Source organism: Clavibacter sp. VKM Ac-2872, assembly GCF_015351105.1.
Classification (GTDB): Bacteria; Actinomycetota; Actinomycetes; order Actinomycetales; family Microbacteriaceae; genus Clavibacter.
The window spans coordinates 18,824-43,104 of the sequence record NZ_JADKRR010000002.1 but is presented as its reverse complement, the minus strand read 5'-3'; the positions used below and the strand labels follow the sequence as shown (position 1 = coordinate 43,104).

22 protein-coding genes are annotated in these 24,281 nt (G+C 72.6%); 16 read left to right on the top strand and 6 right to left on the bottom strand.

The window, feature by feature from the left end:
* Positions 1–19: 19 nt before the first annotated feature.
* Positions 20–1,369 carry a phosphoglucosamine mutase gene (gene glmM / locus ITJ40_RS10385; protein ID WP_194667034.1) on the top strand — a complete coding sequence of 450 codons (1,350 nt, stop codon included), beginning with the start codon at positions 20–22 and terminating at the stop codon, positions 1,367–1,369.
* 287 nt (positions 1,370–1,656) lie between these two features.
* Positions 1,657–1,824, top strand: a complete 168-nt coding sequence (locus ITJ40_RS10380) for a hypothetical protein (protein WP_194667033.1) — start codon at positions 1,657–1,659, stop codon at positions 1,822–1,824.
* Between the two features lies 1 nt (position 1,825).
* Here ITJ40_RS10380 and coaA read toward each other — a convergent pair whose 3' ends face one another.
* Positions 1,826–2,785 (bottom strand): type I pantothenate kinase, encoded by a 960-nt coding sequence (gene coaA, locus ITJ40_RS10375; RefSeq protein WP_194667032.1) that lies wholly within the window; start codon positions 2,783–2,785, stop codon positions 1,826–1,828.
* A gap of 155 nt (positions 2,786–2,940) precedes the next feature.
* Between coaA and glmS the strand changes: the two genes are divergently transcribed.
* The 7 genes from glmS (at position 2,941) to ITJ40_RS10340 (ending at position 10,787) form a co-directional block, all read left to right on the top strand.
* Positions 2,941–4,791 (top strand): glutamine--fructose-6-phosphate transaminase (isomerizing), encoded by a 1,851-nt coding sequence (gene glmS / locus ITJ40_RS10370; protein WP_194667031.1) that lies wholly within the window; start codon positions 2,941–2,943, stop codon positions 4,789–4,791.
* A 10-nt stretch (positions 4,792–4,801) separates the two neighbouring features.
* The gene (locus ITJ40_RS10365) at positions 4,802–5,161 is read left to right on the top strand and encodes a holo-ACP synthase (RefSeq protein ID WP_194667030.1); all 360 of its coding nucleotides are present in this window, start codon (positions 4,802–4,804) and stop codon (positions 5,159–5,161) included.
* On the top strand, positions 5,158–6,315 hold the full coding sequence (gene alr / locus ITJ40_RS10360; RefSeq protein ID WP_194667029.1) for an alanine racemase: 1,158 nt from the start codon (positions 5,158–5,160) through the stop codon (positions 6,313–6,315). The genes ITJ40_RS10365 and alr (ITJ40_RS10360) overlap by 4 nt, the downstream gene beginning before the upstream one ends.
* Positions 6,312–8,006: an alanine racemase gene (gene alr / locus ITJ40_RS10355; RefSeq protein WP_194667028.1), complete on the top strand. Its 1,695-nt coding sequence runs from the start codon at positions 6,312–6,314 to the stop codon at positions 8,004–8,006. Before alr (ITJ40_RS10360) ends, alr (ITJ40_RS10355) begins: the two co-directional genes overlap by 4 nt.
* A gap of 9 nt (positions 8,007–8,015) precedes the next feature.
* On the top strand, positions 8,016–8,633 hold the full coding sequence (gene tsaB / locus ITJ40_RS10350) for a tRNA (adenosine(37)-N6)-threonylcarbamoyltransferase complex dimerization subunit type 1 TsaB (RefSeq protein ID WP_194667027.1): 618 nt from the start codon (positions 8,016–8,018) through the stop codon (positions 8,631–8,633).
* Positions 8,630–10,258, top strand: a complete 1,629-nt coding sequence (gene tsaD, locus ITJ40_RS10345) for a tRNA (adenosine(37)-N6)-threonylcarbamoyltransferase complex transferase subunit TsaD (protein WP_194667026.1) — start codon at positions 8,630–8,632, stop codon at positions 10,256–10,258. The genes tsaB and tsaD overlap by 4 nt, the downstream gene beginning before the upstream one ends.
* A 103-nt stretch (positions 10,259–10,361) precedes the next feature.
* Complete coding sequence (locus tag ITJ40_RS10340) at positions 10,362–10,787, top strand: DUF4190 domain-containing protein (protein WP_194667025.1); 426 nt, start codon at positions 10,362–10,364, stop codon at positions 10,785–10,787.
* Positions 10,788–10,882: 95 nt separating this feature from the next.
* Here ITJ40_RS10340 and ITJ40_RS10335 read toward each other — a convergent pair whose 3' ends face one another.
* On the bottom strand, positions 10,883–12,085 hold the full coding sequence (locus ITJ40_RS10335) for a class I SAM-dependent methyltransferase (RefSeq protein ID WP_194667024.1): 1,203 nt from the start codon (positions 12,083–12,085) through the stop codon (positions 10,883–10,885).
* A 145-nt stretch (positions 12,086–12,230) separates the two neighbouring features.
* Here ITJ40_RS10335 and groES point away from each other — a divergent pair, with 145 nt between their 5' ends.
* The 3 genes from groES to ITJ40_RS10320 all read left to right on the top strand — a co-directional run bounded on the left by groES (position 12,231) and on the right by ITJ40_RS10320 (position 15,094).
* Positions 12,231–12,527, top strand: coding sequence for a co-chaperone GroES (groES, locus tag ITJ40_RS10330; protein WP_012039257.1), 297 nt, complete (start codon positions 12,231–12,233; stop codon positions 12,525–12,527).
* 151 nt (positions 12,528–12,678) lie between these two features.
* Positions 12,679–13,632 (top strand): EamA family transporter RarD, encoded by a 954-nt coding sequence (gene rarD, locus ITJ40_RS10325; protein WP_194667023.1) that lies wholly within the window; start codon positions 12,679–12,681, stop codon positions 13,630–13,632.
* 178 nt (positions 13,633–13,810) lie between these two features.
* The gene (locus ITJ40_RS10320; protein ID WP_194667022.1) at positions 13,811–15,094 is read left to right on the top strand and encodes an ABC transporter substrate-binding protein; all 1,284 of its coding nucleotides are present in this window, start codon (positions 13,811–13,813) and stop codon (positions 15,092–15,094) included.
* Between the two features lie 307 nt (positions 15,095–15,401).
* On the opposite strand, the gene ITJ40_RS10315 is transcribed toward ITJ40_RS10320, so the two are convergent.
* The 4 genes from ITJ40_RS10315 to ITJ40_RS10300 are packed head-to-tail and all read right to left on the bottom strand — an operon-like array spanning position 15,402 to position 19,457.
* The gene (locus ITJ40_RS10315) at positions 15,402–16,160 is read right to left on the bottom strand and encodes an ABC transporter ATP-binding protein (protein WP_104235996.1); all 759 of its coding nucleotides are present in this window, start codon (positions 16,158–16,160) and stop codon (positions 15,402–15,404) included.
* Complete coding sequence (locus ITJ40_RS10310) at positions 16,157–17,080, bottom strand: ABC transporter ATP-binding protein (RefSeq protein ID WP_194667021.1); 924 nt, start codon at positions 17,078–17,080, stop codon at positions 16,157–16,159. The genes ITJ40_RS10315 and ITJ40_RS10310 overlap by 4 nt, the downstream gene beginning before the upstream one ends.
* Entirely contained in the window at positions 17,073–18,044 is a 972-nt protein-coding gene (locus ITJ40_RS10305; RefSeq protein ID WP_194667020.1) for a branched-chain amino acid ABC transporter permease, read from the bottom strand. The genes ITJ40_RS10310 and ITJ40_RS10305 overlap by 8 nt, the downstream gene beginning before the upstream one ends.
* 6 nt (positions 18,045–18,050) lie before the next feature.
* A complete protein-coding gene (locus tag ITJ40_RS10300) occupies positions 18,051–19,457 on the bottom strand; it encodes a branched-chain amino acid ABC transporter permease (protein ID WP_370532034.1) in 1,407 nt (468 codons plus the stop codon).
* Between the two features lie 298 nt (positions 19,458–19,755).
* Between ITJ40_RS10300 and guaB the strand changes: the two genes are divergently transcribed.
* From guaB to ITJ40_RS10280, 4 genes are all read left to right on the top strand, one after another.
* Entirely contained in the window at positions 19,756–21,258 is a 1,503-nt protein-coding gene (gene guaB / locus ITJ40_RS10295) for an IMP dehydrogenase (protein WP_194667018.1), read from the top strand.
* Positions 21,259–21,424: 166 nt separating this feature from the next.
* Positions 21,425–22,465: a hypothetical protein gene (locus ITJ40_RS10290; RefSeq protein WP_228512330.1), complete on the top strand. Its 1,041-nt coding sequence runs from the start codon at positions 21,425–21,427 to the stop codon at positions 22,463–22,465.
* Between the two features lie 62 nt (positions 22,466–22,527).
* Entirely contained in the window at positions 22,528–23,646 is a 1,119-nt protein-coding gene (locus ITJ40_RS10285) for a GuaB3 family IMP dehydrogenase-related protein (protein WP_194667017.1), read from the top strand.
* 101 nt (positions 23,647–23,747) lie between these two features.
* Complete coding sequence (locus ITJ40_RS10280; RefSeq protein ID WP_012039247.1) at positions 23,748–24,281, top strand: cation:proton antiporter regulatory subunit; 534 nt, start codon at positions 23,748–23,750, stop codon at positions 24,279–24,281.

Sequence of the window (24,281 nt, the reverse complement as noted above, 5' to 3'; positions counted from 1 at the left end):
CTCGGGTACCCCGGCAGCCATGCCCCGGCTCTTCGGCACGGACGGCGTCCGCGGACTCGCCAACGGCGAGACCATCACCGCGGACCTCGCCCTGCGCCTCGCCCAGGCCGCCGCGCATGTGCTCGGCCAGGGTGCCCGGGATGCCGGACGACGACCCGTCGCGGTCGTCGCCCGGGATCCCCGGGTGTCCGGCGAGTTCATCGCGGCGGCCGTGGCCGCCGGCCTCGCGAGCTCCGGCGTCGACGTGTTCGACGCCGGGGTCATCCCGACGCCGGCCACGGCGTACCTCATCGCGGACTTCGACGCCGACTTCGGCGTGATGATCTCCGCGTCGCACAACCCCGCTCCCGACAACGGGATCAAGTTCTTCGCCGCGGGCGGACGGAAGCTCGCCGACGAGCTCGAGGACCGCATCGAGGCGCAGCTGAGCCTGCCCGTCCTGCTCCCCACGGGGGCGGACGTCGGCCGCATCCGCCGCTTCGCCGACGCCGAGGACCGCTACGTCCTCCACCTGCTCGGCACGCTGCAGCACCGGCTCGACGGGATCCACGTGGTCCTCGACTGCGCGCACGGCGCCGCCGCGGGCATCAGCCCCGAGGTCTTCACCGATGCGGGCGCGCGCGTCACGGTCATCGGCAACGACCCCGACGGCATGAACATCAACGACCGCGTCGGATCCACGCACCTCGACCTGCTGGCCGAGGCCGTCCTCCAGCACGGCGCCGACGTCGGCATCGCGCACGACGGCGACGCCGACCGCTGCCTCGCGGTCGACCACACGGGCGCGATCATCGACGGCGACCAGATCATGGCCGTCCTCGCGCTCTCCATGGCCCGCCGCGGCCTGCTGGCGGAGCGGACGCTCGTGGCGACCGTCATGAGCAACCTCGGCCTGCGCATCGCGATGGCCGAGAACGACGTCACGGTGCTGCAGACGCGTGTCGGCGACCGCTACGTGCTCGAGGCCATGAACGAGGGCGGCTACTCCCTCGGCGGCGAGCAGTCCGGGCACCTCGTCATCGCGGAGCACGCGACGACCGGCGACGGGATCCTCACGGGCATCCAGCTGCTCGGCGAGATGGCGGCGACCGGCAAGAGCCTGCACGAGCTCGCCGCGGTGATGACCGTCTACCCGCAGGTGATGATCAACGTGCGCGGCGTCGACCGCGAGCGCGTGGGCGACGACGCGGAGCTGAACGCGGCCGTCGCGCGCGCCGAGGCCGAGCTCGGCGACACGGGCCGGATCCTCATGCGCGCCTCGGGCACCGAGCCGATGATCCGCGTGATGGTGGAGGCCGCCGACCAGGCGACCGCCGAGCGTCACGCCCAGGAGCTCGCCGCTCTCGTGACGGAGCGCCTCGCCATCTAGCCGGCCCGCGCCAGGGTGCTCCCTTCAGGAGTCGCTGTGGAGGTGATCGTCGGGGCATCCCGGCCTCCTCCACCATGAGCAGCGTGTTCTGCATCATCAGGAGGACGAGCGGCACTCACGCTGTGAGGTTACGGACCCTGGATGTCCGACCGGGGGCGTGGCTGTGCATCCGCGCCGAGACGCCCACGGCTCCGGTGGGCCCTCACGCGACGGAGCGCTCGACGTCCTACGCGGTGCTGCCATCGCTGGAGGACGGTCGAGGGCATCGTGTCGTCGCGGAACGCGTGATGAGCGGAGGCGGCGAGCCGCTCACCGGCGTCGTCGACTGGATCTTCCGATGGCCCTCCGAGGTAGACCTCACGGGCGCGTTCCGCCTGAGCGACGGAGACAGCTGGTCCATCTCGTTCACGTGCATCGACGTGGACGGGATCGTCGCCGACGGGGTCCTCGAGTAGGTCAGAGCTTCCGGAGCAGGACGTTGGCGACCGAGTGGTCGGCGTCCTTCCGCAGCACGAGCGTCGCGCGCGACCGGGTGGGGCGGATGTTCTGCTCGAGGTTCGGCTCGTTGATGGCCGACCAGATCCCGCGTGCACGCGCGACGGCCTCGGCCGGGCTGAGCTCCGCGTACCGGTGGAAGTAGGAGCGCGGGTTGCTGAACGCGCCGCGCTGGAGGCTCAGGAACCGCTCCTCGTACCACTGCGCGATGTCGTGCGTGCGGGCGTCGACGTAGATCGAGAAGTCGAAGAGGTCGCTCACCGCGAGCTTCGCGCCGGACGCCGCCGGCTGGAGGACGTTGAGGCCCTCGATGATGAGCACGTCCGGCTGCCGCACGACCACCTCGGCGCCCGGGACGATGTCGTAGGCGAGGTGCGAGTAGAACGGGGCGCGCACCTCCGCCACCCCGCTCTTGACCTGCGTGACGAACCGCAGCAGCGCCCGGCGGTCGTACGACTCGGGGAAGCCCTTCCGCTCCATGAGGCCGCGGCGCTCGAGCTCGGCGTTCGGATGCAGGAAGCCGTCGGTGGTCACGAGCTCGACGCGCGGGGTGTCGTCCCAGCGGGCCAGCATCTCGCGGAGCAGGCGCGCGACGGTCGACTTGCCGACGGCCACGGATCCCGCGACGCCGATGACGAACGGCGTGCTCTTGGCGCGCTCGCCGAGGAACGCGCTCGTGTCGCGATGCAGCTTCTTCGTGCCCGTGACGTAGAGGTTGAGCAGGCGGCTGAGCGGGAGGTAGACGTCCTCGACCTCGCGCATGTCGAGCCGGTCGCCGATGCCGCGCAGCTGCACCAGCTCGGTCTCCCGGAGCGGGAGCTGCGTGGCGGGGGCGAGGGCGGCCCAGTCGGCACGGGCGATCTCCACGAACGGGGAGACGTGCCCATGGCTCGTCGGGGAACCCGTCGCGGTGTCTGGCATGGCCCCTCATCCTACGGCGGCGTCGAACGGGTCGGCGGGCTCCCGGCGCGCGGACGCCGGCCGGCGCCCCCTCCCAGGCGGCTCCGCTCCCGGGGCGCGCCGCGATGCCCGGCCGCGCAGGGGAAGCCCGACGCGGACGGCTAAAGTGGTGCACCATGTGCGGAATCGTGGGATACGTCGGTGAGTCCAAGAGCCTCGAGGTGCTCCTCGGGGGGCTGCGGAGGCTCGAGTACCGCGGGTACGACTCCGCGGGCGTCGCGGTTCTCGACGCCGAAGGCACCCTCGGCGTGCGCAAGCGCGCGGGCAAGCTCGACCGCCTGCTCGAGGACCTCGAGGCGTCGCCGCTGCCGAACGGATCCACCGGCATCGGCCACACCCGCTGGGCCACGCACGGCGGCCCCACCGACCGCAACGCCCACCCGCACCTCGGCGACGACGGCAAGCTCGCCCTCATCCACAACGGCATCATCGAGAACTTCGCGGAGCTCAAGGACGACCTCCTCGCGGACGGCTACACCTTCGAGAGCGACACCGACACCGAGGTCGCCGCCCGCCTCCTCGGGCGCGAGTACGGCATCACGCACGACCTCGAGCAGGCCTTCCGCAACACGGTCAGCCGGCTCGAGGGCGCGTTCACGCTCCTCGCCGTCCACCGCGACCAGCCCGGCCTCGTGGTCGGCGCCCGCCGCAACTCGCCGCTCGTCATCGGGCTGGGGGACGGCGAGAACTTCCTCGGATCCGACGTCGCCGCGTTCGTGGAGTTCACTCGCCGCGCGGTCGCCATCGGGCAGGACCAGATGGTCGCCATCCGCCCCGACTCCGTCACGGTCACCGACTTCCACGGCGCGCCCGTCGAGACGCACGAGTTCGAGATCGCGTGGGATGCGTCCGCCAGCGAGAAGGGCGGCTGGTCGAGCTTCATGGCGAAGGAGATCAGCGAGGGCCCGGACGCGGTGGCGAACACCCTCCGCGGCCGCATCGTCGACGGCGTCGTCGTGCTCCCCGACCTCGACGCGATCGGCGAGGTCGACCTCGCGGACATCTCGCGCATCGTCATCGTCGCGTGCGGCACCGCCGCGTACTCCGGCATCCTCGGCAAGTACGCCATCGAGAAGTGGGCCCGCGTCCCCGTGGAGGTCGAGCTCGCGCACGAGTTCCGCTACCGCGACCCGGTGCTCGACAGCACCACGCTCGTGATCTCCATCAGCCAGTCCGGCGAGACCATGGACACGCTGCTCGCCGTGCGCTACGCCCGCGAGGCCGGCGCGCGCGTGCTCTCCATCTGCAACACGCAGGGCGCCACCATCCCGCGCGAGTCCGAGGCCGTCGTCTACACGCACGCGGGCCCCGAGGTCGCGGTCGCCTCCACGAAGGCGTTCGTCGCGCAGGTCGCGGCGCTGTACCTGTTCGGGCTGCACCTCGCGCGCATCCGCGGCACGCTGTCGGCCGACGAGATCGTCGCCAACACGGAGGAGCTGCTGGCCGTGCCGGAGAAGCTCGCCACCGTCGTGGAGCAGGGCGAGAAGATCAGCCAGCTCGCGAAGTGGATGGCCGACACCCGCGCGGTGCTGTTCCTCGGCCGCAACGTCGGCTTCCCGGTCGCGCTCGAGGGTGCCCTGAAGCTCAAGGAGCTCGCCTACATCCACGCGGAGGGCTTCGCGGCCGGCGAGCTCAAGCACGGGCCCATCGCGCTCATCGAGCCGGGCCAGCCCGTGTTCGTCATCGTGCCGAGCCCGGTCCACCAGCTCGCGCTGCACAAGAAGGTCATCTCCAACATCGAGGAGATCCGCGCGCGCGGCGCCCGCGTCATCGCGATCGCCGAGCAGGGCGACGCGTTCGTCCTGCCGCACGCCGACGAGGTCATCCCGATCCCGCTCGCCGCGCCGCTGTTCGAGCCGCTGCTCGCCGTCACGCCGCTGCAGATCTTCGCCATGGAGCTCGCGGCGGCCAAGGGCCTCGACGTCGACCAGCCGCGCAACCTCGCGAAGTCCGTCACCGTCGAGTGACCGCGGCGGCGTGATCAGGGGCATCGGCGTCGACGTGGTCGACGTGGCGCGGTTCGCCCGGAGCGCCGAGCGCACTCCGGGCCTCGTGCCGCGCCTGTTCGCGGCCGCCGAGCGGCCCCTGCCCGCGCGCTCCCTCGCGGCGCGGTTCGCCGCGAAGGAGGCGCTCATCAAGGCGCTCGGCGGTCCCGGCGGGATCAGCTGGCAGGAGATGGAGGTCGTCCGCGACGACCACGGCGACCCGTCCTTCCGGGTGTCCGGCGTCGTCGCGGAGATCGCGGCGGCGCGGGGCGTGACGCGGATCCACCTGAGCATGAGCCACGACGCCGGCCTCGCGACCGCGTTCGTCGTGACCGAGGGGGACGCGCCGTGACCGACGAGGCGACGCTCCAGTCCCCGGCCGCGCTGCGGCGGGAGGCCCGCATCGACACGGGCGCGATCTCCGCGAACGTCCGGACGCTGCGGGCCGCGACGAGCGCGCCGCTCGTGATGGCCGTGGTCAAGGCCGACGGCTACGGTCACGGAGCGGTCGCGTCGGCGCGCGCGGCGCTCGCCGGCGGGGCCGACTCGCTCGGCGTGGTCGACATCCGCGAGGCGCTCGCGCTGCGGGAGGCGGGCATCGACGCCCCGATCCTCACCTGGATGCACGCACCCGGTGCCGACTTCGCCGCCGCCATCGCAGCCGGCGTCGACCTCGGGCTCAACAGCCTCCGCCAGGTGCGCGAGGTCGCGGAGGCGGCACGTCGGATCGGTCGGGCGGCCGAGGTGCACCTCAAGGTCGACACGGGCCTCGGGCGCAACGGCGTGACGCCGGCGGAGTGGCCGGGCGTCGTCGCCGAGCTCGCGGGGCTGGTCGCGGAGGGCGTGATCCACCTCGGCGGCGTCTTCAGCCACCTCGCCAACGCGGGCGCGGACGAGGACCGGGCGCAGGTCCGCGCGTTCCACCTGGCGGTCGACGTGGTGCGGGCCGCGGGGCTCGAGCCGGGGATCCGCCACCTGGCCGCCACCGCGGGGGCGCTGCGCGTGCCGGAGGCCCGCCTCGACATGGTGCGCCTCGGGATCGGGATCTACGGCATCTCGCCGCTCGACGGCGTCACGTCCGCCGATCTGGGGCTCGTGCCCGCCATGACCCTCGTCGGCAGCGTCGTCGCGGTGAAGCGCGTGCCCGCCGACACGGGCGTCTCGTACGGCTACACGTACCGCACCACGCAGGCCACCACCCTCGCGCTCGTCTCGCTCGGCTTCGCCGACGGCGTGCCGCGACTCGCGAGCAACCGCGCGCCCGTCGCGATCCACGGCGCGCGCTTCCGGGTCAGCGGCCGGATCGCCATGGACCAGTTCGTGGTCGACGTGGGCGACGGCGTCGTCGGCGGCCGTCCCGTCGCGGTGGGCGACGACGCCGTGCTCTTCGGGGATCCCGCGACGGGCGCGCCCTCGGTGGAGGAGTGGGCCGAGGCGACCGGCACCATCGGCTACGAGATCGTCGCGCGCGTCGCCGGCCGCGTGACCCGGAGGCACTCCGCATGACCGCGCCCGCATCCGCGCCCGGCCCCGTCGGCCCCGTCGCCCCCGGTCGTCGCGCCGTCGTCGACCTCGACGCGATCCGCCACAACGTCCGCACGCTCGCGGCGCTCGCCGCCCCCGCCCGGACGATGGTCGCCGTGAAGGCCGACGCGTACGGCCACGGAGCCCTGCAGGTCGCGCGCGCCGCCCTCGAGGCCGGCGCCGAGAGCCTCGCCGTGCTCGACGTGGCCTCGGCGGTCGAGCTCCGTCGCGCGGGCATCACCGCCCGCCTCCTCGCCTGGCTGCACGGCGTCGACACCGACTTCCGCGTCGCGGTCGAGAACGGCATCGACCTCGGCGTCTCGGCGCTGTGGGAGCTGGAGCGCATCGCGGCGGCCGGGCGCGCCACGGGGATCCGGGCCCGCGTGCACCTCAAGGCCGACACGGGCCTCAGCCGCAACGGCGCCACCCCCGAGCTCTGGCCGGATCTCGTGCGGGCCGCGGTCGACGCCGACGCGGCGGGCGAGCTCACGCTGCACGCGCTCTGGTCGCACCTCGCCGACGCGTCGCCCGAGGACGATGACGCCGCGCTCGCCCGCTTCCACGAGGCGGTGCGCGTGGCCGAGGAGCTGGGCGCGCGCCCGGTCGAGAAGCACCTCGCCGCGAGCTCCGCGGGGATCCGCCTGCCCGCGGCCCGCTTCGACATGGTGCGCTTCGGCATCGCCGTCTACGGCATCTCGCCCTTCGACGACCGGTCCGGCCGCGACCTCGGCCTCGTCCCGGCGATGACGCTCGAGGCCGACGTCGTCTCCGTCAAGCGCGTCGAGGCCGGGCACGGCGTCTCATACGGCCTCGACCACCGCACGAGCGGGCCGTCGACGCTCGTGCTCGTGCCGCTCGGCTACGCGGACGGGATCCCGCGCATCGCCGCGCCGCACGCCTCCGTGCTCCTCAACGGCCGCCGGTTCCCGATCGCCGGCCGCATCGCCATGGACCAGCTCGTGCTCGACGTCGGCGACCTGCCCGTCGAGGTGGGGGACACCGCGGTGGTCCTCGGCCCCGGCGACCGCGGCGAGCCCACCGCAGAGGAGTGGGCCGGCTGGGCCGAGACGATCGGCGACGAGATCGTCACCCGCGTGGGGCCGCGCGTCGACCGCGTGCACCTGCACGAGCGCCCGGACGCGGAGGTCCCGACCGACGAGGTCCTCTCCGACGAGCTCGTCCCCGTCGCGACCACCGACGACATGGAGGAGCTCGGCCGCGCCGTGGCGCGGGAGCTCGGGGCGGGCGACCTCGTCGTCCTGTCCGGCCCGCTCGGGGCCGGCAAGACGACGTTCACGCGCGGGCTCGGCGACGGGCTCGGCGTCCGCGGACCCGTGACCAGCCCCACCTTCGTGCTCGCGCGCACGCACCCGAGCCTCGTCGACGGCCCGCCGCTCGTGCACGTCGACGCCTACCGCCTCGCCGACGCCCGCGAGCTCGACGACCTCGACATCGACTTCGCGCGCTCGGTCGTGGTGGTCGAGTGGGGCGAGGGCAAGCTCGACGGCGTCGCGGAGGAGTGGTGGGATCTGCGGATCGCGCGTCCCACGGGCGCGGGCCACGCGGATCCGGACGCGGCCGACGCCGCCGGTGCCGACGCCGACCCGGACGCCGCCCCCGAGGAGCCGCGCACCGTCCGCATCCGACGGCTCCGCGCGCGCCCCCGCGCCTAGACTCGTCCAGTGCTCCTCGCGATCGACACCTCCGCCGGCACGGGCGTCGCCGTCATCGACCGCGACGGCCGCGTGCTCGCCGAGCGCCAGGAGGCCGACACCATGCGGCACGCCGAGGTCATCGGCACTCTGCTCGACGAGTGCCTCACCGCGTCCGGCATCGAGCGCTGCGACGTCCGCGCCGTCGTCGCGGGCATGGGGCCGGGCCCCTTCACCGGGCTCCGCGTCGGCATCGCGGCCGCCCGCGTCCTGGCCACCGGGCTCGACGTGCGCGTGATCCCCGTGGTCAGCCACGACGCCGTCGCCCACGACCACTACGCGGCGGGCGGCACCGGATCCCTCGTGGTCGTCACGGATGCGCGCCGCCGCGAGCTGTACTGGTCCGTCTACCGCGAGCCCGTCGACGGCGGCGTCGCCGAGCGCACCGCGGGCCCCGGCCTCAGCAAGCCGGACGACGTGCCCGCCGCCGACCACCGGATCGACGCCGCCGGGGTGCGCGCGGCGTCCCTCGCGCAGGTCGCCCGGAGGAGGGACGAGCTCGACCTGCCCTTCGCCGCCGACGAGGCGCTCTACCTCCGCTCGCCCGACGTCACGGTCTCCGCCGGGCCGAAGCGGGTGACCTCGTGAGCGTCCGGTTCCGTCCCGCCGAGGTCGCCGACCTCCCCGCGCTCATGCACCTCGAGACCACCACGTTCGTCTCGGACGCCTGGTCGGCCGACGCGATGCGCGGCGAGCTGACGGCCCGCCACGGCTGGTACGTCGTGGCCGTCGACGCGGACGGCGGCGGGATCCTCGGCTACGCCGGCCTCTCCTGCCCGCGCGGCGCGCACGCGGCCGACGTCCAGACCATCGCCGTGGCCGACGGCAGCCGCGGCCGCGGCATCGGCCGCGCCCTGCTCACCCGCCTCGTCGCGGAGGCGCATGCCCGCGGCGCCCGCGAGGTGCTGCTCGAGGTGCGCGCCGACAACCCCGTCGCGCAGGCGCTCTACTCCTCGCTGGGGTTCGAGGCCATCGCCGTCCGCCCGCACTACTACCAGCCGGACGACGTCGACGCCGTCGTGATGCGCGTGGCCCTGGCCGCGACGCCGCCCGCGGTCGCCGAGCCGCGGGACGCGCCAGGCGAGCGCGCCGCATCCACCGCCCCGGGCGCGGAGGCGCAGGCCGACGACACGGCAGAGACCGACGCCAGCGACGCCGGCCCCCTCGTCCTCGGCATCGAGACCTCGTGCGACGAGACGGGGATCGGCATCGTCCGCGGCCAGACGCTCCTCGCCAACGTCATCTCCAGCTCCATGGACGAGCACGCGCGCTACGGCGGCGTCGTGCCCGAGGTCGCCGCCCGCGCGCACCTCGAGGCGCTCACCCCCGCCATCGACGCGGCGCTCGCCGAGGCGGGCGTCACCCTGCGCGAGCTCGACGCGATCGCCGTCACCGCCGGTCCTGGCCTCTCCGGCGCGCTCATGGTCGGCGTCGGCGCGGCGAAGGCGCTCGCCGTGGCCCTCGACATCCCGCTGCACGGCGTCAACCACCTCGTCGGCCACGTGGGCGCCGACCTCCTCAGCACCGACGGCGGCCCCGGCGTGCCGCTCGAGACGCCGTCCATCGCGCTGCTCGTCTCCGGCGGTCACACCTCGCTCCTCCTCGTGCGCGACCTCGTGGACGACGTCGAGCTCCTCGGCGAGACCATCGACGACGCCGCGGGCGAGGCCTTCGACAAGGTCGCGCGCGTGCTCGGCCTGCCCTACCCCGGTGGCCCGCACATCGACCGGGTCGCGGCCGACGGCGACCCGAGGGCGATCCGCTTCCCCCGCGGCCTCTCCCTCCCCAAGGACATGGAGCGCCACCGCTACGACTTCTCGTTCTCGGGCCTCAAGACCGCGGTCGCCCGCTGGGTCGAGAAGCGGCAGGACGCGGGCGAGCCCGTGCCCGTGGCGGACGTCGCGGCGAGCTTCCGCGAGGCCGTCGTCGACGTGCTGCTCACGAAGGCCGTCGCCGCGTGCGTCGACCACGGGATCCCGCGCCTGCTGCTGGGCGGCGGCGTCGTCGCGAACGCGCGCGTGCGGGAGCTGGCGGCGGAGCGGTGCCGGGCCGCGGGCATCGAGCTGCGGATCCCGCCCCTGTCGCTGTGCACCGACAACGGCGCCATGATCGCGGCCCTCGGCGCGCGCCTCATCGAGTCCGGCCGCGCCCCGTCCGGGCTCGCGTTCGGCGCCGACTCGACGCTCCCGGTCACCGTGGTCCAGGTCGGCTGACCCTCCGACGCCCCCATTACGGGGACCTTTCGCGGCTATTTCCCGAACGGGAGAATCCCGGGGCATGCATCACGGTATGTTCCCAGGGACGAAAGGAACGACAATGACCGATCCGCAGAACCCGGACCGCTCCCACGACGGCTTCCCGCCCGCGCCGAGCCAGCCCGCCTACCCGGCGGCGCCCGCGGCCGGCTCCGGCTCGCCCTACGCGGCCCCCTACCAGCCCGGCCAGGGCGGCGCGCCCAAGAAGGGCCTCGCCATCACCTCGATGGTGCTCGGCATCGTGTCCGTGGTGCTGTTCCTGCCCCTGTGGTTCCTCACCTTCTTCACGGGCCTGGCGGCGCTCATCACGGGTGTTCTCGCGCGCAAGCGCAACCCGGAGGCAAAGGGCTTCGCTCTCGCGGGCATCATCACGGGTGTCGTGGGTCTGCTGCTCAGCCTGATCGTCGGCATCATCTTCATCGCCGCCATCAGCACGGCGATCAACACCGGTCAGATCAACGGCACGCCGATCCCGACCGCGCCGTAGCACGCACCACCCGCACCACCCGCACCACACGCGCGGCCGTCCCCTCGTCGGGGCGGCCGCGTCGTCGTGTCCGGGAGCGGCCCGGCGGTCGGGCCTCAGCCCGCGCCGACCCCGTGCCGGTCCGCGAGGATCGCCACGCGCCGCCCGCCGACCCGCGTCGCGATGAGCGTCGCCGATCCCTCGCCCTTCAGCTGCAGCCGCGTCCGCAGCCGCGCCGGATCCACGTCGACCCCGCGCTTCTTGATCTCCAGCGTCCCGATCCCGCGCGCCCGCAGCTCGCGCTTCAGCCGCTGCTCGTCGAGCGGCAGCACCTCGCGCACCCGGAAGCCGCGCGCGAACGGCGTCGCCTGCTCGCGCTCCGACGTGATCCACGCGATGCCCTCGCCGACCATCCGGCCGTCGAGCGAGCGCGCCAGGTCGCCGATGAGGCGGGCGCGGATCACGGCGCCGTCCGGCTCGTACAGGTGCGCACCCAGCTCGCCGAGCTCGGCGTCCTCGCTGTCGGCCGCCGACGTCAGCTCCGCCTGCGACCCGCCGCTCATCACGAGGGCCGCCCGCCGGATCCCGTCGCGCCGCGTCGGCCCGAACCACAGGCCCATCTCCACGGCCTGCCCGTCGACCGAGACCCACTGCGCCTCGGCCTCCGCGGGGATGAGGTCGCGGTCGAGACCCGGCCCGAGCTTGATGCCCGCGGCCCGGCCCGATGCCAGCTCGAACGCGGCGGAGAGGGTGGGGGAGTAGGCATCCGGATCCGAGATGCGGCGGGTGGACGAGTGCCCGTCCGTGCGCCGCGCGGGGTCGAGGTAGACGCCGTCGACGCGGCCGGCGTCGAACGCCTCGGCCGTGCCCTGCTCGACCTCGGCCTCGGGGAACGGCGCGAGGTTCCAGCCGGCGACCGCGGCGGTCACCTCGTCGCGCTCGACGGCCGTGACGCGGATCCCGATGGCCGCCATCGCCATCGCGTCCCCGCCGATCCCGCAGCCGAGGTCGGCCACGTGCGCGACGCCCGCCTGCTGGAAGCGCCCCGCGTGCTGCGCGGCGACCGGCAGCCGTGTCGCCTGCTCGAGTCCCGCCTCCGTGAAGAGCATGCGCGCGGCGAACTCGCCGAACTTGGCCGTGGCCTTCGCGCGCAGCCGCGACTGCGTGAGGACGGCGGACACGAGCGCGGGGGAGTGCCCCTCGCCGCGGAGCGCGCTCACCATCCGCACCATGTCGTCCCCCGGCGCCGGCGCGGGGAGGGAGTCGAGCAGGCGGAGCCCCTCGAGCGAGAGCACCTCGCGGAGGTCGGTCTGATCCATCCGCCCACCGTACCGGGGCGCCTCTGCACCGATTGGCACTCGCGTTGCGCGAGTGCAAGCGCGGCCCGTAGAATCTCACCTGGCACTCTCCCCCGGAGATTGCCAATCAAGTCTTGTCCCTTAGTCACGAAGGAAGAGGTCAACCGTGTCGGTCTCCATCAAGCCGCTCGAGGATCGCATCGTCATCCAGCAGGTCGAAGCCGAGCAGACCACCGCGTCTGGTCTGGTCATCCCCGACACCGCCAAGGAGAAGCCCCAGGAGGGCGAGGTCGTGGCCGTGGGCCCCGGCCGCATCGACGACAACGGCAACCGCGTCCCGCTCGACGTCGCCGTGGGCGACAAGGTCATCTACTCCAAGTACGGCGGAACCGAGGTCAAGTACGACGGCCAGGACCTCCTCGTCCTCTCCGCGCGCGACGTGCTCGCCGTCATCGAGCGCTGACGCTCCGCACCAGCGACACCGCACCACCGCTTCACCCGGGAGCCCGGCCGACTCGTTCGGCCGGGCTCCCGTGCGTCCGGACGCTCCCGCCCCGTGCGTCCGGGTCCCGCTCCGCCGCGGCATCCGGTGTCCGCGGCGCTAGCCTCGGGAGGTGACGCGCCCCGCCTCGGAGTCCTCGACCCGCACCGGCCTGATCGCCGCCGTCGGCGCCTACGGGCTGTGGGGCGTCCTCCCCGTCTTCTTCCTGCTGCTCGTGCCGGCCGGGGCGTTCGAGATCGTCGGCTGGCGGATCCTCTTCTCGCTCGTCGTCTGCGCCGTGGTCATCACGGCCGCGCGCCGGTGGGGGCGCGTCGCCGCCATCGTGCGCCGCCCCCGGATCCTGCTGGGCCTCGGCCTCGCAGGCCACCTGATCCTCGTCAACTGGACCGTGTACGTCTACGGCACGCTCTCCGGCCACGTCGTCGAGACCGCGCTCGGCTACTTCATCAACCCGATCGTCACGGTGCTGCTCGGCGTGATCCTCCTGCGCGAGCGCCTGCGCCCGCTGCAGTGGACCGCCGTGGGCCTGTCCGCTGTGGCGGTGGCCGTCATCGCCGTCGGCTACGGGCAGCTCCCCTGGGTGTCGCTCGCCCTCGCCGGGTCGTTCGGGCTCTACGGGCTCGTGAAGAAGCGCGTGAGCGGCGGCGCCGACGCGCTCTCCGGCCTCGCGCTCGAGACGGCCTGGCTGGTGCCGGCCGCCACCACGATGCTCGTGATCACGGGCGCGGGCGCGGGCCTCACCATCGGCACGGTGTCGCTCGGGCACACGCTCCTCCTCGTCAGCACGGGCGTCGTGACCGCGGGCCCGCTCCTCCTCTTCGGATTCGCCGCCGGGCGCCTGCCCCTCTCGGTGATCGGGCTCACGCAGTACCTGGCGCCGCTGCTGCAATTCGCGTTCGGCGTCTTCGTGCAGCACGAGGCCATGCCGCCCGAGCGGTGGGCGGGATTCGCGATCGTGTGGGCGGCGCTCGTGCTGCTCACGATCGACATGATCCGCGCCTCGCGCCGGGCCATCCCCGCTCCGGTGCCCGCGCAGAGGGATCCATCCGTCGTCGACGGCATCTGATTCGGATCCCGTCGCGCAATCCGCGAATGATAACGATCAGGTCGCGTTACACGACGGAAATGCCGATGCATTGTGTCCGTCTCATCCGCGCCATAGGGTCGCAGCAGGCGAGGCGCGCGTTCGCGTGCCTCATGCACCACATTCCCGAGCATCACCACACACATCCATAAGGAGCACCATGAGCGCATTCGGCAGGGCTTCGGCCTCCCGCTCACGATCCGCCCGCACCGCACTCAGCGCCCTCACCATCGCGGTGGCCGGCGCCCTCGTCCTCGCCGGCTGCTCCGGTGGCGGCGGAGGCCAGGGGGGCACCACGGCCGACGGCGGCCTGAACCTCAAGATCGGCACAATCCTGCCGCAGACGGGTTCCCTCGCGGTGCTCGGCCCGCCCGAGTTCGCGGGCGTGCACAAGGCGGAGCAGGACATCAACGACGCCAAGGCAGGCATCACGATGACCGTCACCGACAAGGACTCGGGCGACGCGACGACCGACATCGCCAGCCAGTCGGCCACGTCCCTCATCGCGGACGGCAACAGCGCCATCATCGGCGCCGCCTCCTCGGGGGTCTCGAAGACCTTCATCGACCAGGTCGTCTCGGCGAACGTCGTCCAGCTCTCGCCGGCGAACACGGCTCCGGAGTTCAGCACGTACAAGGACAACGGCTACTACTGGCGCACCGCCCCGTCGGATGTGCTCCAGGGCCGCATCCTCGGCAACAAGATCCTGCAGGACGGCAAGACCAACGTCTCGATCCTCTACATGAACGACGCGTACGGGAAGGGCCTCCGCGAGAACATCAAGAAGACCCTCGAGGCCGGTGGCGCGTCCATCGCCGCCGAGGCGACCTTCGAGCCGTCGAGCACGGACTTCAACAGCGCCATCACGTCGGTGCTCGCGCCGAACCCGGACGCGCTGGTCGTCATCTCCTTCGACGAGATCAAGACCATCGCCGACCAGCTGGCGTCGAAGGGCTTCGACTTCGCGAGCTTCTACGGCACGGACGGCAACTACGGCGTCATCAAGGAGACCGACACGAACGTCGACATCGCGGGCGCGCAGTTCACGAACCCCGGCGTCGAGGCCAAGGAGGACTTCCAGGCCGGCCTGCAGGACATGGTGAAGGCCGACGGCGACCCCGCTCTCACGGTCTTCAGCTACGCCGCCGAGTCGTACGACGGCACCGTGCTCCTCGCGCTCGCCGCGCTCCAGGGCAAGGCGACCGATGGCCCGACGCTGAAGGACAACCTCCAGTCGGTCTCGGAGGGCGGCACCAAGTGCACGACCTTCGCGGACTGCGCGAAGCTGATCGAGGCCGGCACCGACATCGACTACGACGGCATCTCCGGGCCGATCACCTTCGATGAGAACGGCGACCCGACCGAGGCGTACGTCTCCGTCTACAAGTACGGCACGGGCAACAAGGCGACCTTCTCCGAGCAGGTCTACGGCAAGCTCGACTAGCACCCGCACCACGCACGGCTGAGGGCCCGGTCCGGATGGACCGGGCCCTTCGGCGTGCCCGGGCGCCGCCTCGCGCTCGCGCTCGCGCCTCGCGGTGGTGCCGGCTCCTGGATCCGCGAGCCGCCACGTCGATCCAGCGGAGCGTCATCGTCCGAGGGGCGGCGACCGCTACCGTCACCGCCGCGCCACGCGATCGGGCCCGCGCCGTGGCCGGCCGCGTCCTCGGGAGCGCACCGCGGTGCGGGCCCCGCACACGACGACGCGGCACCCCCGGAGGGATGCCGCGTCGTGTCGTGCCGGGGACGGATCAGGGCTGGGGCGCCGCCTTGGCCTTCTCCTGGTCGGCCGCGAGCGTGCCGAGGTACAGCTCGATCACCTTCGGGTCGTTCATGAGCTCGCGCCCGCGACCCTCGTACGCGTCCTTGCCCTGGTCGAGCACGTAGCCGCGGTCGCAGATCTGCAGCGCGCGGCGGGCGTTCTGCTCCACGATCATCACGGAGACGCCGGCGCGGTTGATCTGCGCCACGTTGATGAACGTCTCGTCCTGGCGCACGGGGGAGAGGCCCGCGGACGGCTCGTCGAGGAGCAGCACCGTCGGGTCCATCATGAGCGCGCGCGACATGGCGACCATCTGGCGCTCGCCGCCCGAGAGGGATCCGGCGCGCTGCTTCAGCCGCTTGCCGAGCTCCGGGAACAGGTCGGTGACGAACGCCAGCCGCTCCTTGTACATCTTGGGCTTCTGGTACGCGCCCATCTGGAGGTTCTCGTCGATGGTGAGCGTCGGGAACACGTTGTTGTTCTGCGGCACCATTCCCACCCCGCGGGAGACGAGCTTGTCGGCCTTGAGCCCGGTGATGTCCTGGCCGTTCAGCTCGATGCTGCCGCCGCGCACGTTCACCTGGCCGAAGATCGCCTTCAGCAGCGTGGACTTGCCGGCGCCGTTCGGGCCGATGATGCCGACGAGCTCGCCCTTGTCGACGTGCACGTTGCACCCGTTGAGGATGTTGACCCCGGGCAGGTAGCCCGCGTGGAGGTCGGTGGTCTGGAGGACCCGCTCTACCGTCACTTGTCTGCCGCTTCCTTCTCGATCTCGCTCTTCACGAGGTCGGAGTCCATGTCCTTCGCCACCTCGCGCTGGCCCGTGAGGGTGCCGAGATCGGTGTCGTGGTGGGCGCCGAGGTAGGCGTCGATGACGGCCGGGTCGCTCATCACGGTCGAGGGCGGGCCCTCGGCGACGATGCGGCCCTCGGCCATCACGACCACCCAGTCGGCGATCTCGTTGACCATGTGCATGTCGTGCTCGACGAACAGCACGCTCATGCCCTCGGTCTTGAGGTCGAGGATGTGGTGCAGCAGCGACTGCGTCAGCGCCGGGTTGACGCCGGCCATGGGCTCGTCGAGCATGACGAGCTCCGGCTTGGTCATGAGCGCGCGCGCCATCTCGAGGAGCTTGCGCTGACCGCCGGAGAGGCTGTCCGCGTAGTCCTCCTCCTTGGCGTCGAGCTTGAACTTGGTCAGGAGCCCACGGGCGCGCTCCGTGATCTCGTCCTCCTTCTTGCGCCAGAGGGGCCGGATCAGCGCGGAGAAGAAGTTCTCTCCGCCCTGGCCCGTGGCGCCGAGGCGCATGTTCTCCAGCACCGTCATGCCGCCGAGGGCCTTGGTGAGCTGGAAGGTGCGGACCATGCCGAGGCGGGCGACGCGGAACGCGCTCATCCCGGCGAGGTCGCGCCCGGAGAACTCCCACGTGCCGGTGTTCGGCTTGTCGAAGCCGGTCAGCAGGTTGAAGAACGTGGTCTTGCCGGCGCCGTTCGGGCCGATGAGCGCCGTGATGGAGCCGCGGGGGATCTCGAGGTGGTCGACGTCGACCGCCTTCAGGCCGCCGAACTGCCGGCTGACGCCGTGCGCGACGATGATGGGGTCCTTCTTGGCGCAGCCCGGACCGGCGTCGCCGTCGAGGATGGCCGAGACTGGGGTCTTGTCAGGCAAAGTGCGTCTCCTTCTTCTTCCCGAAGATGCCCTGTGGTCGGAAGATCACGAGCAGCATGAGCGCGACGCCCACGATGATGAAGCGGATCGGGCCCTGCTGGGTGCTCGAGATGGGCAGCCAGCCGTTCGTCACCGCGAGGCTGAGCAGGCCGTCGGAGAGCGACAGCGTGACCCAGAAGATGATCGAGCCGATGACCGGCCCGAAGATCGTGGCCGCACCGCCCAGCAGCATGATCGTGTAGAGGAAGAACGTGAGCTGCGTGCCGTAGTTGTCGGGCTGCAGCGACCTCGGGAGGATGAAGACCACGCCCGCGAGCCCGCCGAACACGCCGCCGAGCACGAGCGCCTGCATCTTGTAGGAGTACACGTTCTTGCCGAGCGCGCGGACCGCGTCCTCGTCCTCGCGCACGCCCTTCAGCACGCGGCCCCAGGGGCTGCGCATGAGCAGGAAGACCAGCAGGCAGGCGATGCCGACGAGGCCCCAGCCGACGATGCGGATCCACCACTGGTCGGAGGAGTACGTGAGCACGCCGGCGCCGAAGCGACCCTCGGGCAGCGGGTTCAGCTCGTTGAAGCCGTTGGCCGCGCCGTTGATGCCCTCCGAGCCGCCGGTGACCGACGAGAACTCGGGTGTCTTGACGCTCAGCCGGATGATCTCGGCCGCGGCGATGGTCACGATGCTCAGGTAGTCCGCCCGCAACCTCAGGGTCGGGATGCCGAGGATCAGCGCGAACACGGTGGACGCGACGATCGCCGCGAGGAGCGACGCCCAGACGGGCCACTCGTACATGACCGCCGTGATGGCGAACGCGTAGCCGCCGATGGCCATGAAGCCGGCCTGGCCGAAGTTGAGCAGGCCCGTGAAGCCGAAGTGGATCACGAGGCCGACGGTCGCGAGCGCGTACGCCGCGGTGGTGGGCGAGAAGATCTCGCCGATCGCCAGGAAGATGAAGTTGGAGTTCATGCGCGGCTAACCGATCCGATCTTTCCGACCCAGGATGCCCTGGGGCCTGACGAGCAGGATGACGATCATGACCACGAGAGCGGCCACGTACTTCATGTTCTCGGGCAGGACCATCGTGCTGACGTTGATGAACACGCCGATGATGATCGAGCCGATGAGCGCGCCGAACGCCGTGCCGAGGCCGCCGAGGACGACGGCCGAGAAGACGAGCAGCAGGATGGACGCGCCCGTGTCCCAGCGCAGCGACTGGTAGTAGGCGATGAAGACGCCGGACAGGGCGGCCAGCGCGGCGCCGCCGATCCAGACCACGCGGATCACGCCCTCCACGTCGATGCCCGACGCCGCGGCGAGCGAGCGGTTGTCGGAGACGGCGCGGGTGGCCTTGCCGATCTTCGTGTAGAGCAGGACGTACGCGACGGCGACGAGCAGCACGACGGAGACGATCGCGCCGACCACGTCCGTGAACTTGAGGCTCACCGGCCCGACGACCAGGAACGGCGCCGAGCTGTTCGGCAGCGTCAGCCGGTCGGCGCCGAAGATGAACTGGAAGGTGTACCGCAGGGCGAGCGACAGGCCGATGGTGACGATCATCAACGGCACGAGCCCCAGCCGCCTGCGCCGCAGGGGCGCCCAGAGCGCCGCGTCCTGCACGTACCCGAAGGCGCCGCCGAGGACCACGGTGATGGCGATCGCGAGCACCGGGTTGAGGCCGAGCACGTTGCTGAAGAGGTACGCCATCAGCGCGCCGAAGGTGACGAGCTCGCCGTGCGCGAAGTTGTTGAGCCCCGTCGTGCCGTAGATGAGGGAGAGGCCGATGGCCGCGAGGGCGAGCAGGAGCCCGAAGATCAGGCCCGTCACCACCTTGGGCCAGAAGATCTTCCAGAAGTTGTTCTGGGTGACCGGCTCCGCCGTGGCGGTGACCGTGCCCGTCTCGGTGTCCGGGGCGGCGGTCGAGCCTCCGGTGGACGTGCCCGTCCCGGCATCGGCGCTGGCGCTCGGCGCGGGGGTGGACCCGGCCGCGCCGCTCGCCGCGCCGTCGGGGGAGATGAAGAAGAAGGCCGGGACGTTCTTGTTGCCCGCGGCAACGTCGATCTCGCGGGGGCTGGATCCCGCACGGGGGACGCCCGCGCCCTCCGGGATGGTCGACGCGTCGACCTCGACCGTGAACGAGCCGGGCGCGCTGAGGCCGACCTCGGCCTTGCCGTCCGCGCCGGTCGTGCCGGTGGCCTCGACGCCACCGCCCGACACCTTCACGGTGACCCCGGCGATGCCGGTCTTGTCGGCGTCCGCCCGGACCCAGACGAGCAGCGACTGCTCGGCGGACGCCGGGTCGACCGCCTGGGGCGCCGCGCGTGGATCCGCGTGGGCAGCCGATGGGGCCGAGAGGAGAAGTGCGGTGCAGGCGAACGCCACCGCGAGAATCAGGGCCCAGACGCGCTGCGCGCGTGCTCCGGCCGAACCAGTGGCTATCACTAGACCTCCATAGGGGGAGCCGTGCGACGGGTACATCCGCACAGGCACCGCGACTACCGTCAGGACGACGTTGGTTGACAGTACGTGCTGATTATGTCCTGGATGTTTCGGGCGCGTACGGCGTGGAGGCGTGATATGTGGGGAATGCCGGTCGTCGCGCCCCGTTAACATTGAGACACCGGTTGCCGACGCGGTCCCCCGGGTATCCCCATCCGCCTCTCATCCCCCTGGAGGGAACTTGGACCAGTCCGACCCGTTCGGCGTCATCGGCCTCACCTACGACGACGTCATGCTCCTGCCGGGACACACCGACGTCATCCCGAGCGAGGCGGACACCACGTCCCGCCTCACGCGCAACATCAGCGTGGCCGCTCCGCTCCTCTCCTCCGCCATGGACACCGTCACCGAGGCGCGCATGGCCATCGCCATGGCGCGGCAGGGCGGGCTCGGCGTGATCCACCGCAACCTCTCCATCGAGGACCAGGCCGCCTTCGTCGACAAGGTGAAGCGCAGCGAGTCGGGCATGATCACGAACCCGGTCACCACGCGCCCCGACGCGACGGTCGCCGAGGTGGACGCGCTCTGCGGCCAGTTCCGCGTCTCCGGCCTCCCGGTTGTCGAGTCCGACGGCACGCTCGTCGGCATCATCACCAACCGCGACATGCGCTTCGTCTCGCCCGTGCAGGCCGCGACGACGCTCGTGCGCGACGTGATGACGCGCACCCCGCTCATCACCGGCCGCGTCGGCATCGACCCCGACCACGCGATCGCGATCTTCGCGGAGCACAAGATCGAGAAGCTCCCGCTGGTGGACGACGCGGGCAAGCTGCGCGGCCTCATCACCGTGAAGGACTTCGACAAGTCGGAGCAGTACCCGGACGCGACGAAGGACGCCGAGGGGCGCCTGCGCGTCGGCGCGGCCATCGGCTTCTTCGGCGACGCGTGGCAGCGCGCGCTCGCGCTCGTCGAGGCGGGCGTGGACGTGCTCGTGGTCGACACGGCCAACGGCGACAGCAAGGGCGTGCTCGACATCATCCGCCGCCTCAAGACCGACCCGGCCACCTCGCACGTGGACGTCATCGGCGGCAACGTCGCCACCCGCTCGGGCGCCCAGGCGCTCATCGAGGCGGGCGCTGACGCCATCAAGGTCGGCGTGGGCCCCGGCTCCATCTGCACCACGCGCGTCGTCGCGGGCGTCGGCGTGCCGCAGGTCACCGCGGTCTACGAGGCGTCGCTCGCGGCCCGTGCAGCCGGCATCCCCGTCATCGCGGATGGCGGTCTCCAGTACTCGGGCGACATCGCCAAGGCGCTCGTCGCCGGTGCCGACACCGTGATGCTGGGCAGCCTCCTCGCCGGCTGCGACGAGAGCCCCGGCGACCTCATGTTCGTGGGCGGCAAGCAGTTCAAGAGCTACCGGGGGATGGGGTCGCTCGGCGCCCTGCAGACGCGCGGCTCGAAGACCTCCTACTCGAAGGACCGCTACTTCCAGTCGGACGTGCCGAACGACGACAAGCTCATCCCCGAGGGCATCGAGGGCCAGGTGCCCTACCGCGGATCCCTCGCGAACGTCGTGTACCAGCTCACCGGCGGCCTCCGGCAGTCGATGTTCTACGTCGGCGCGCGCACGGTCGGCGAGCTCAAGGACCGCGGTCGCTTCGTGCGGATCACGGCGGCCGGGCTCAAGGAGTCGCACCCGCACGACGTGCAGATGGTGGTCGAGGCGCCCAACTACCGGCGCTGATGCGGTGAGACGCGCGGATCCCGCGCGGTGACGACGAGGGGCCGGTGCCGTGCGCACCGGCCCCTCGCGCATGCCGGAGTCCCTCACAGGGCGCGGGTCCGGACGCACGTCCGGCGCGTCGCGGCGCGACGCGTCCTCGGCGCCCGCAGCCCGCGACACTGCCCGCATGACATCGACCCCGCCGCGCCACGTCGCCCATCCCCTCGAGACGGCGTCGCTGGGGCCGCCCGCGGCGGCGCTGATCCTGTCGGGGTCGTCGACCGCGGCCTCGTGGCGCCTCACGGGAGACGAAGAGCGCGCGGACGCGGCGGCCGTCGCCCGGGCGGAGGCGCGCGGCGAGCTCGTGCGGCTGCGCGCCGGCGTGCACGTGCGGCGCTCCGAGTGGGAGGCGGTGTCGGCGCGCGATCGTCACCTGCTGCGGATCCGCGCGCTCGCCCGGGTGGCGCCCGACCGGGTGGTGCTCGGCGGGGCGTCGGCTGCCGCCGTGCACGGGCTGCCGCGTCTCGCCCCGTGGCCCGCGCTCGTGACGCTGCTCGAGGTGCCGGGGATCCGGTCGGGGCGCCCCGCGGGCACGCGCCTCGTCCGCGATCCCGCGCACGGGAGATCACGTCTCGTGCCGGCGGCGGAGGGCGTGCGGGTGCCGGGGCTCGCGGCGACGGCGCTCGCCGCGTCGCACGAGGCGGCCATGCTCGCGGTGCGGGGTGCCGCGTCGCGAGGCCCGGGGTGGTTCGCGCACGGCCTGGTCGCGCTCGACCACGCGCTCGCGCCGCCGCGCGCGTCGCCGACGACGCACGCCGACCTCGAGCGCGAGCGGGAGCTCCGCGGTCCGGGTCCGTGGAGCCGACGCGCGGAGCAGCTCGTCCGGGCGGCGGACGGTGCCGCGCGCAGCCCGATGGAGTCCGTGGCACGCGGCGTCGCGCACGAGGCCGGGCTCGCGCCGCCCGAGGTGGGGATCGTGGTCGGCGATCACGGGCGGCTCGCGCTGGCATGGGCGCGCGAGCGGGTCGGGCTGCGGATCGCCGGGCCGGCGTCCGCGGGGCGGATCAGGTCCGATGCCGGTGACGATCCCGGCCGCGCGTCGCCCCGGGAGGCCAGCGGCTGGCGCGTGGTGCTCGCGGGGGAAGGGGACGTGCTGGGCGCGGGGCGGCTGCGCGCGCTCCTGCTGCACGCGGGTCTCGCGCCCGAGCGTCGGGCCGCGCGCCCCTGAGCGGGCGCCCGCGGATCCGGTGGTCGGCAGGTCGCGCAGGAGCCCGCCGCTAGGCTGTGCGGGTGAGTGATGTAGAGATCGGCCGCGCCAAGCGGGCCCGCCGTGTGTACGCGTTCGACGACATCGCCATCGTCCCGTCGAGGCGCACGCGCGACCCGCAGGACGTCTCGGTCTCCTGGTCCATCGACGCGTACCAGTTCGAGATCCCGTTCCTCGCCGCTCCCATGGACTCGGTCGTCTCCCCCGCGACGGCCATCGCGATGGGTCGCTTCGGCGGCCTCGGCGTGCTCGACCTCGAGGGCCTCTGGACGCGGTACGAGCACCCCGAGCGCCTGCTCGAGGAGATCCGCTCGCTCCCGCCCGAGTCGGCCACGGCCCGCATGCAGCAGATCTACGCGGAGCCGATCAAGCCGGAGCTGATCACGGCGCGCATCGCGGAGATCCGTGCCGCCGGCGTCGTCGTCGCCGCGGCCCTCTCGCCCCAGCGCACGGCCGACCACTACGAGACGGTGGTCGCGGCCGGCGTCGACCTCTTCGTCATCCGCGGCACCACCGTCTCGGCCGAGCACGTCTCCAAGGGCGCGGCCCCGCTCAACCTCAAGAAGTTCATCTACGAGCTCGACGTCCCGGTCATCGTCGGCGGCGCGGCCACCTACACGGCGGCCCTGCACCTCATGCGCACGGGCGCGGCGGGCGTGCTCGTCGGGTTCGGCGGGGGAGCGGCGTCCACCACGCGCTCCACCCTCGGGATCCACGCGCCCATGGCCACCGCGCTCTCCGACGTCGCGGGCGCGCGCCGCGACTACATGGACGAGTCGGGCGGCCGCTACGTGCACGTCATCGCCGACGGCGGCCTCGGCAGCTCCGGCGACATCGTCAAGGCCATCGCGGTCGGGGCCGACGCCGTCATGCTCGGGAGCACGCTCGCGCGGGCGACGGACGCACCCGGCCAGGGCTACCACTGGGGTGCCGAGGCGCACCACTCCGAGCTGCCGCGCGGCCACCGCGTGCGCGTCGACCAGGTCGCGCCGCTCGAGCAGATCCTCTACGGCCCGTCCACCACGGCCGACGGCAGCGCCAACCTGGTCGGCGCGCTGCGCCGGGCCATGGCCACCACCGGCTACTCCGACCTCAAGGAGTTCCAGCGCGTCGAGGTCGTCGTCGCGCCCTACGGCAAGTAGTCCGCACCGGCCGTCCGGCCGGACCCGTCCCGCGTCGAGCGGTCCGGGAACATGCGGGGCGCGGCCCGCGTTGTGATCCACAGGAAGAGGGAGGTGCGCGCATGGCGGAGGTCCGTCGCGTCAAGCTGCCGGGTGTCGGCGTGCTGCACACCTTCATCACCGACGACGGGGGCAAGGTCGGCGTCATCGCCCACCGCTCCGGTCACAGCGACCTGATCACCTTCTCCGAGGAGCAGGACGGGCCCGACACGCAGAAGGTGTCGCTCCGATTGAGCGAGGACGAGGCGCACACGCTCGCCGAGCTGCTCGGCGGCACGCGCATCACCGAGTCGCTCGACAAGCTCGACCAGATCCCGGGCCTCAGCATCGACTGGTTCACGGTCGACTACGACGACCACATCGCCGGCCAGGCGCTCGGCAACCTCGCGTCCCGCGGCGTCGTCGGCCTCACGGTCGTCGCGGTCGTGCGCGGCGAGTCGGCGAACCCCGCGCCCTCCGACGACTTCACCGTCTACCCGGGCGACACGCTCGTCGTGGCCGGATCCCCCGAGAAGGTCGCCAAGGCCTTCGCGTTCTACCGGACGGGCGAGTTCCCGCACCGCCCCGCGCCCGGCTCCGCGCCGGACGGAGGGTAG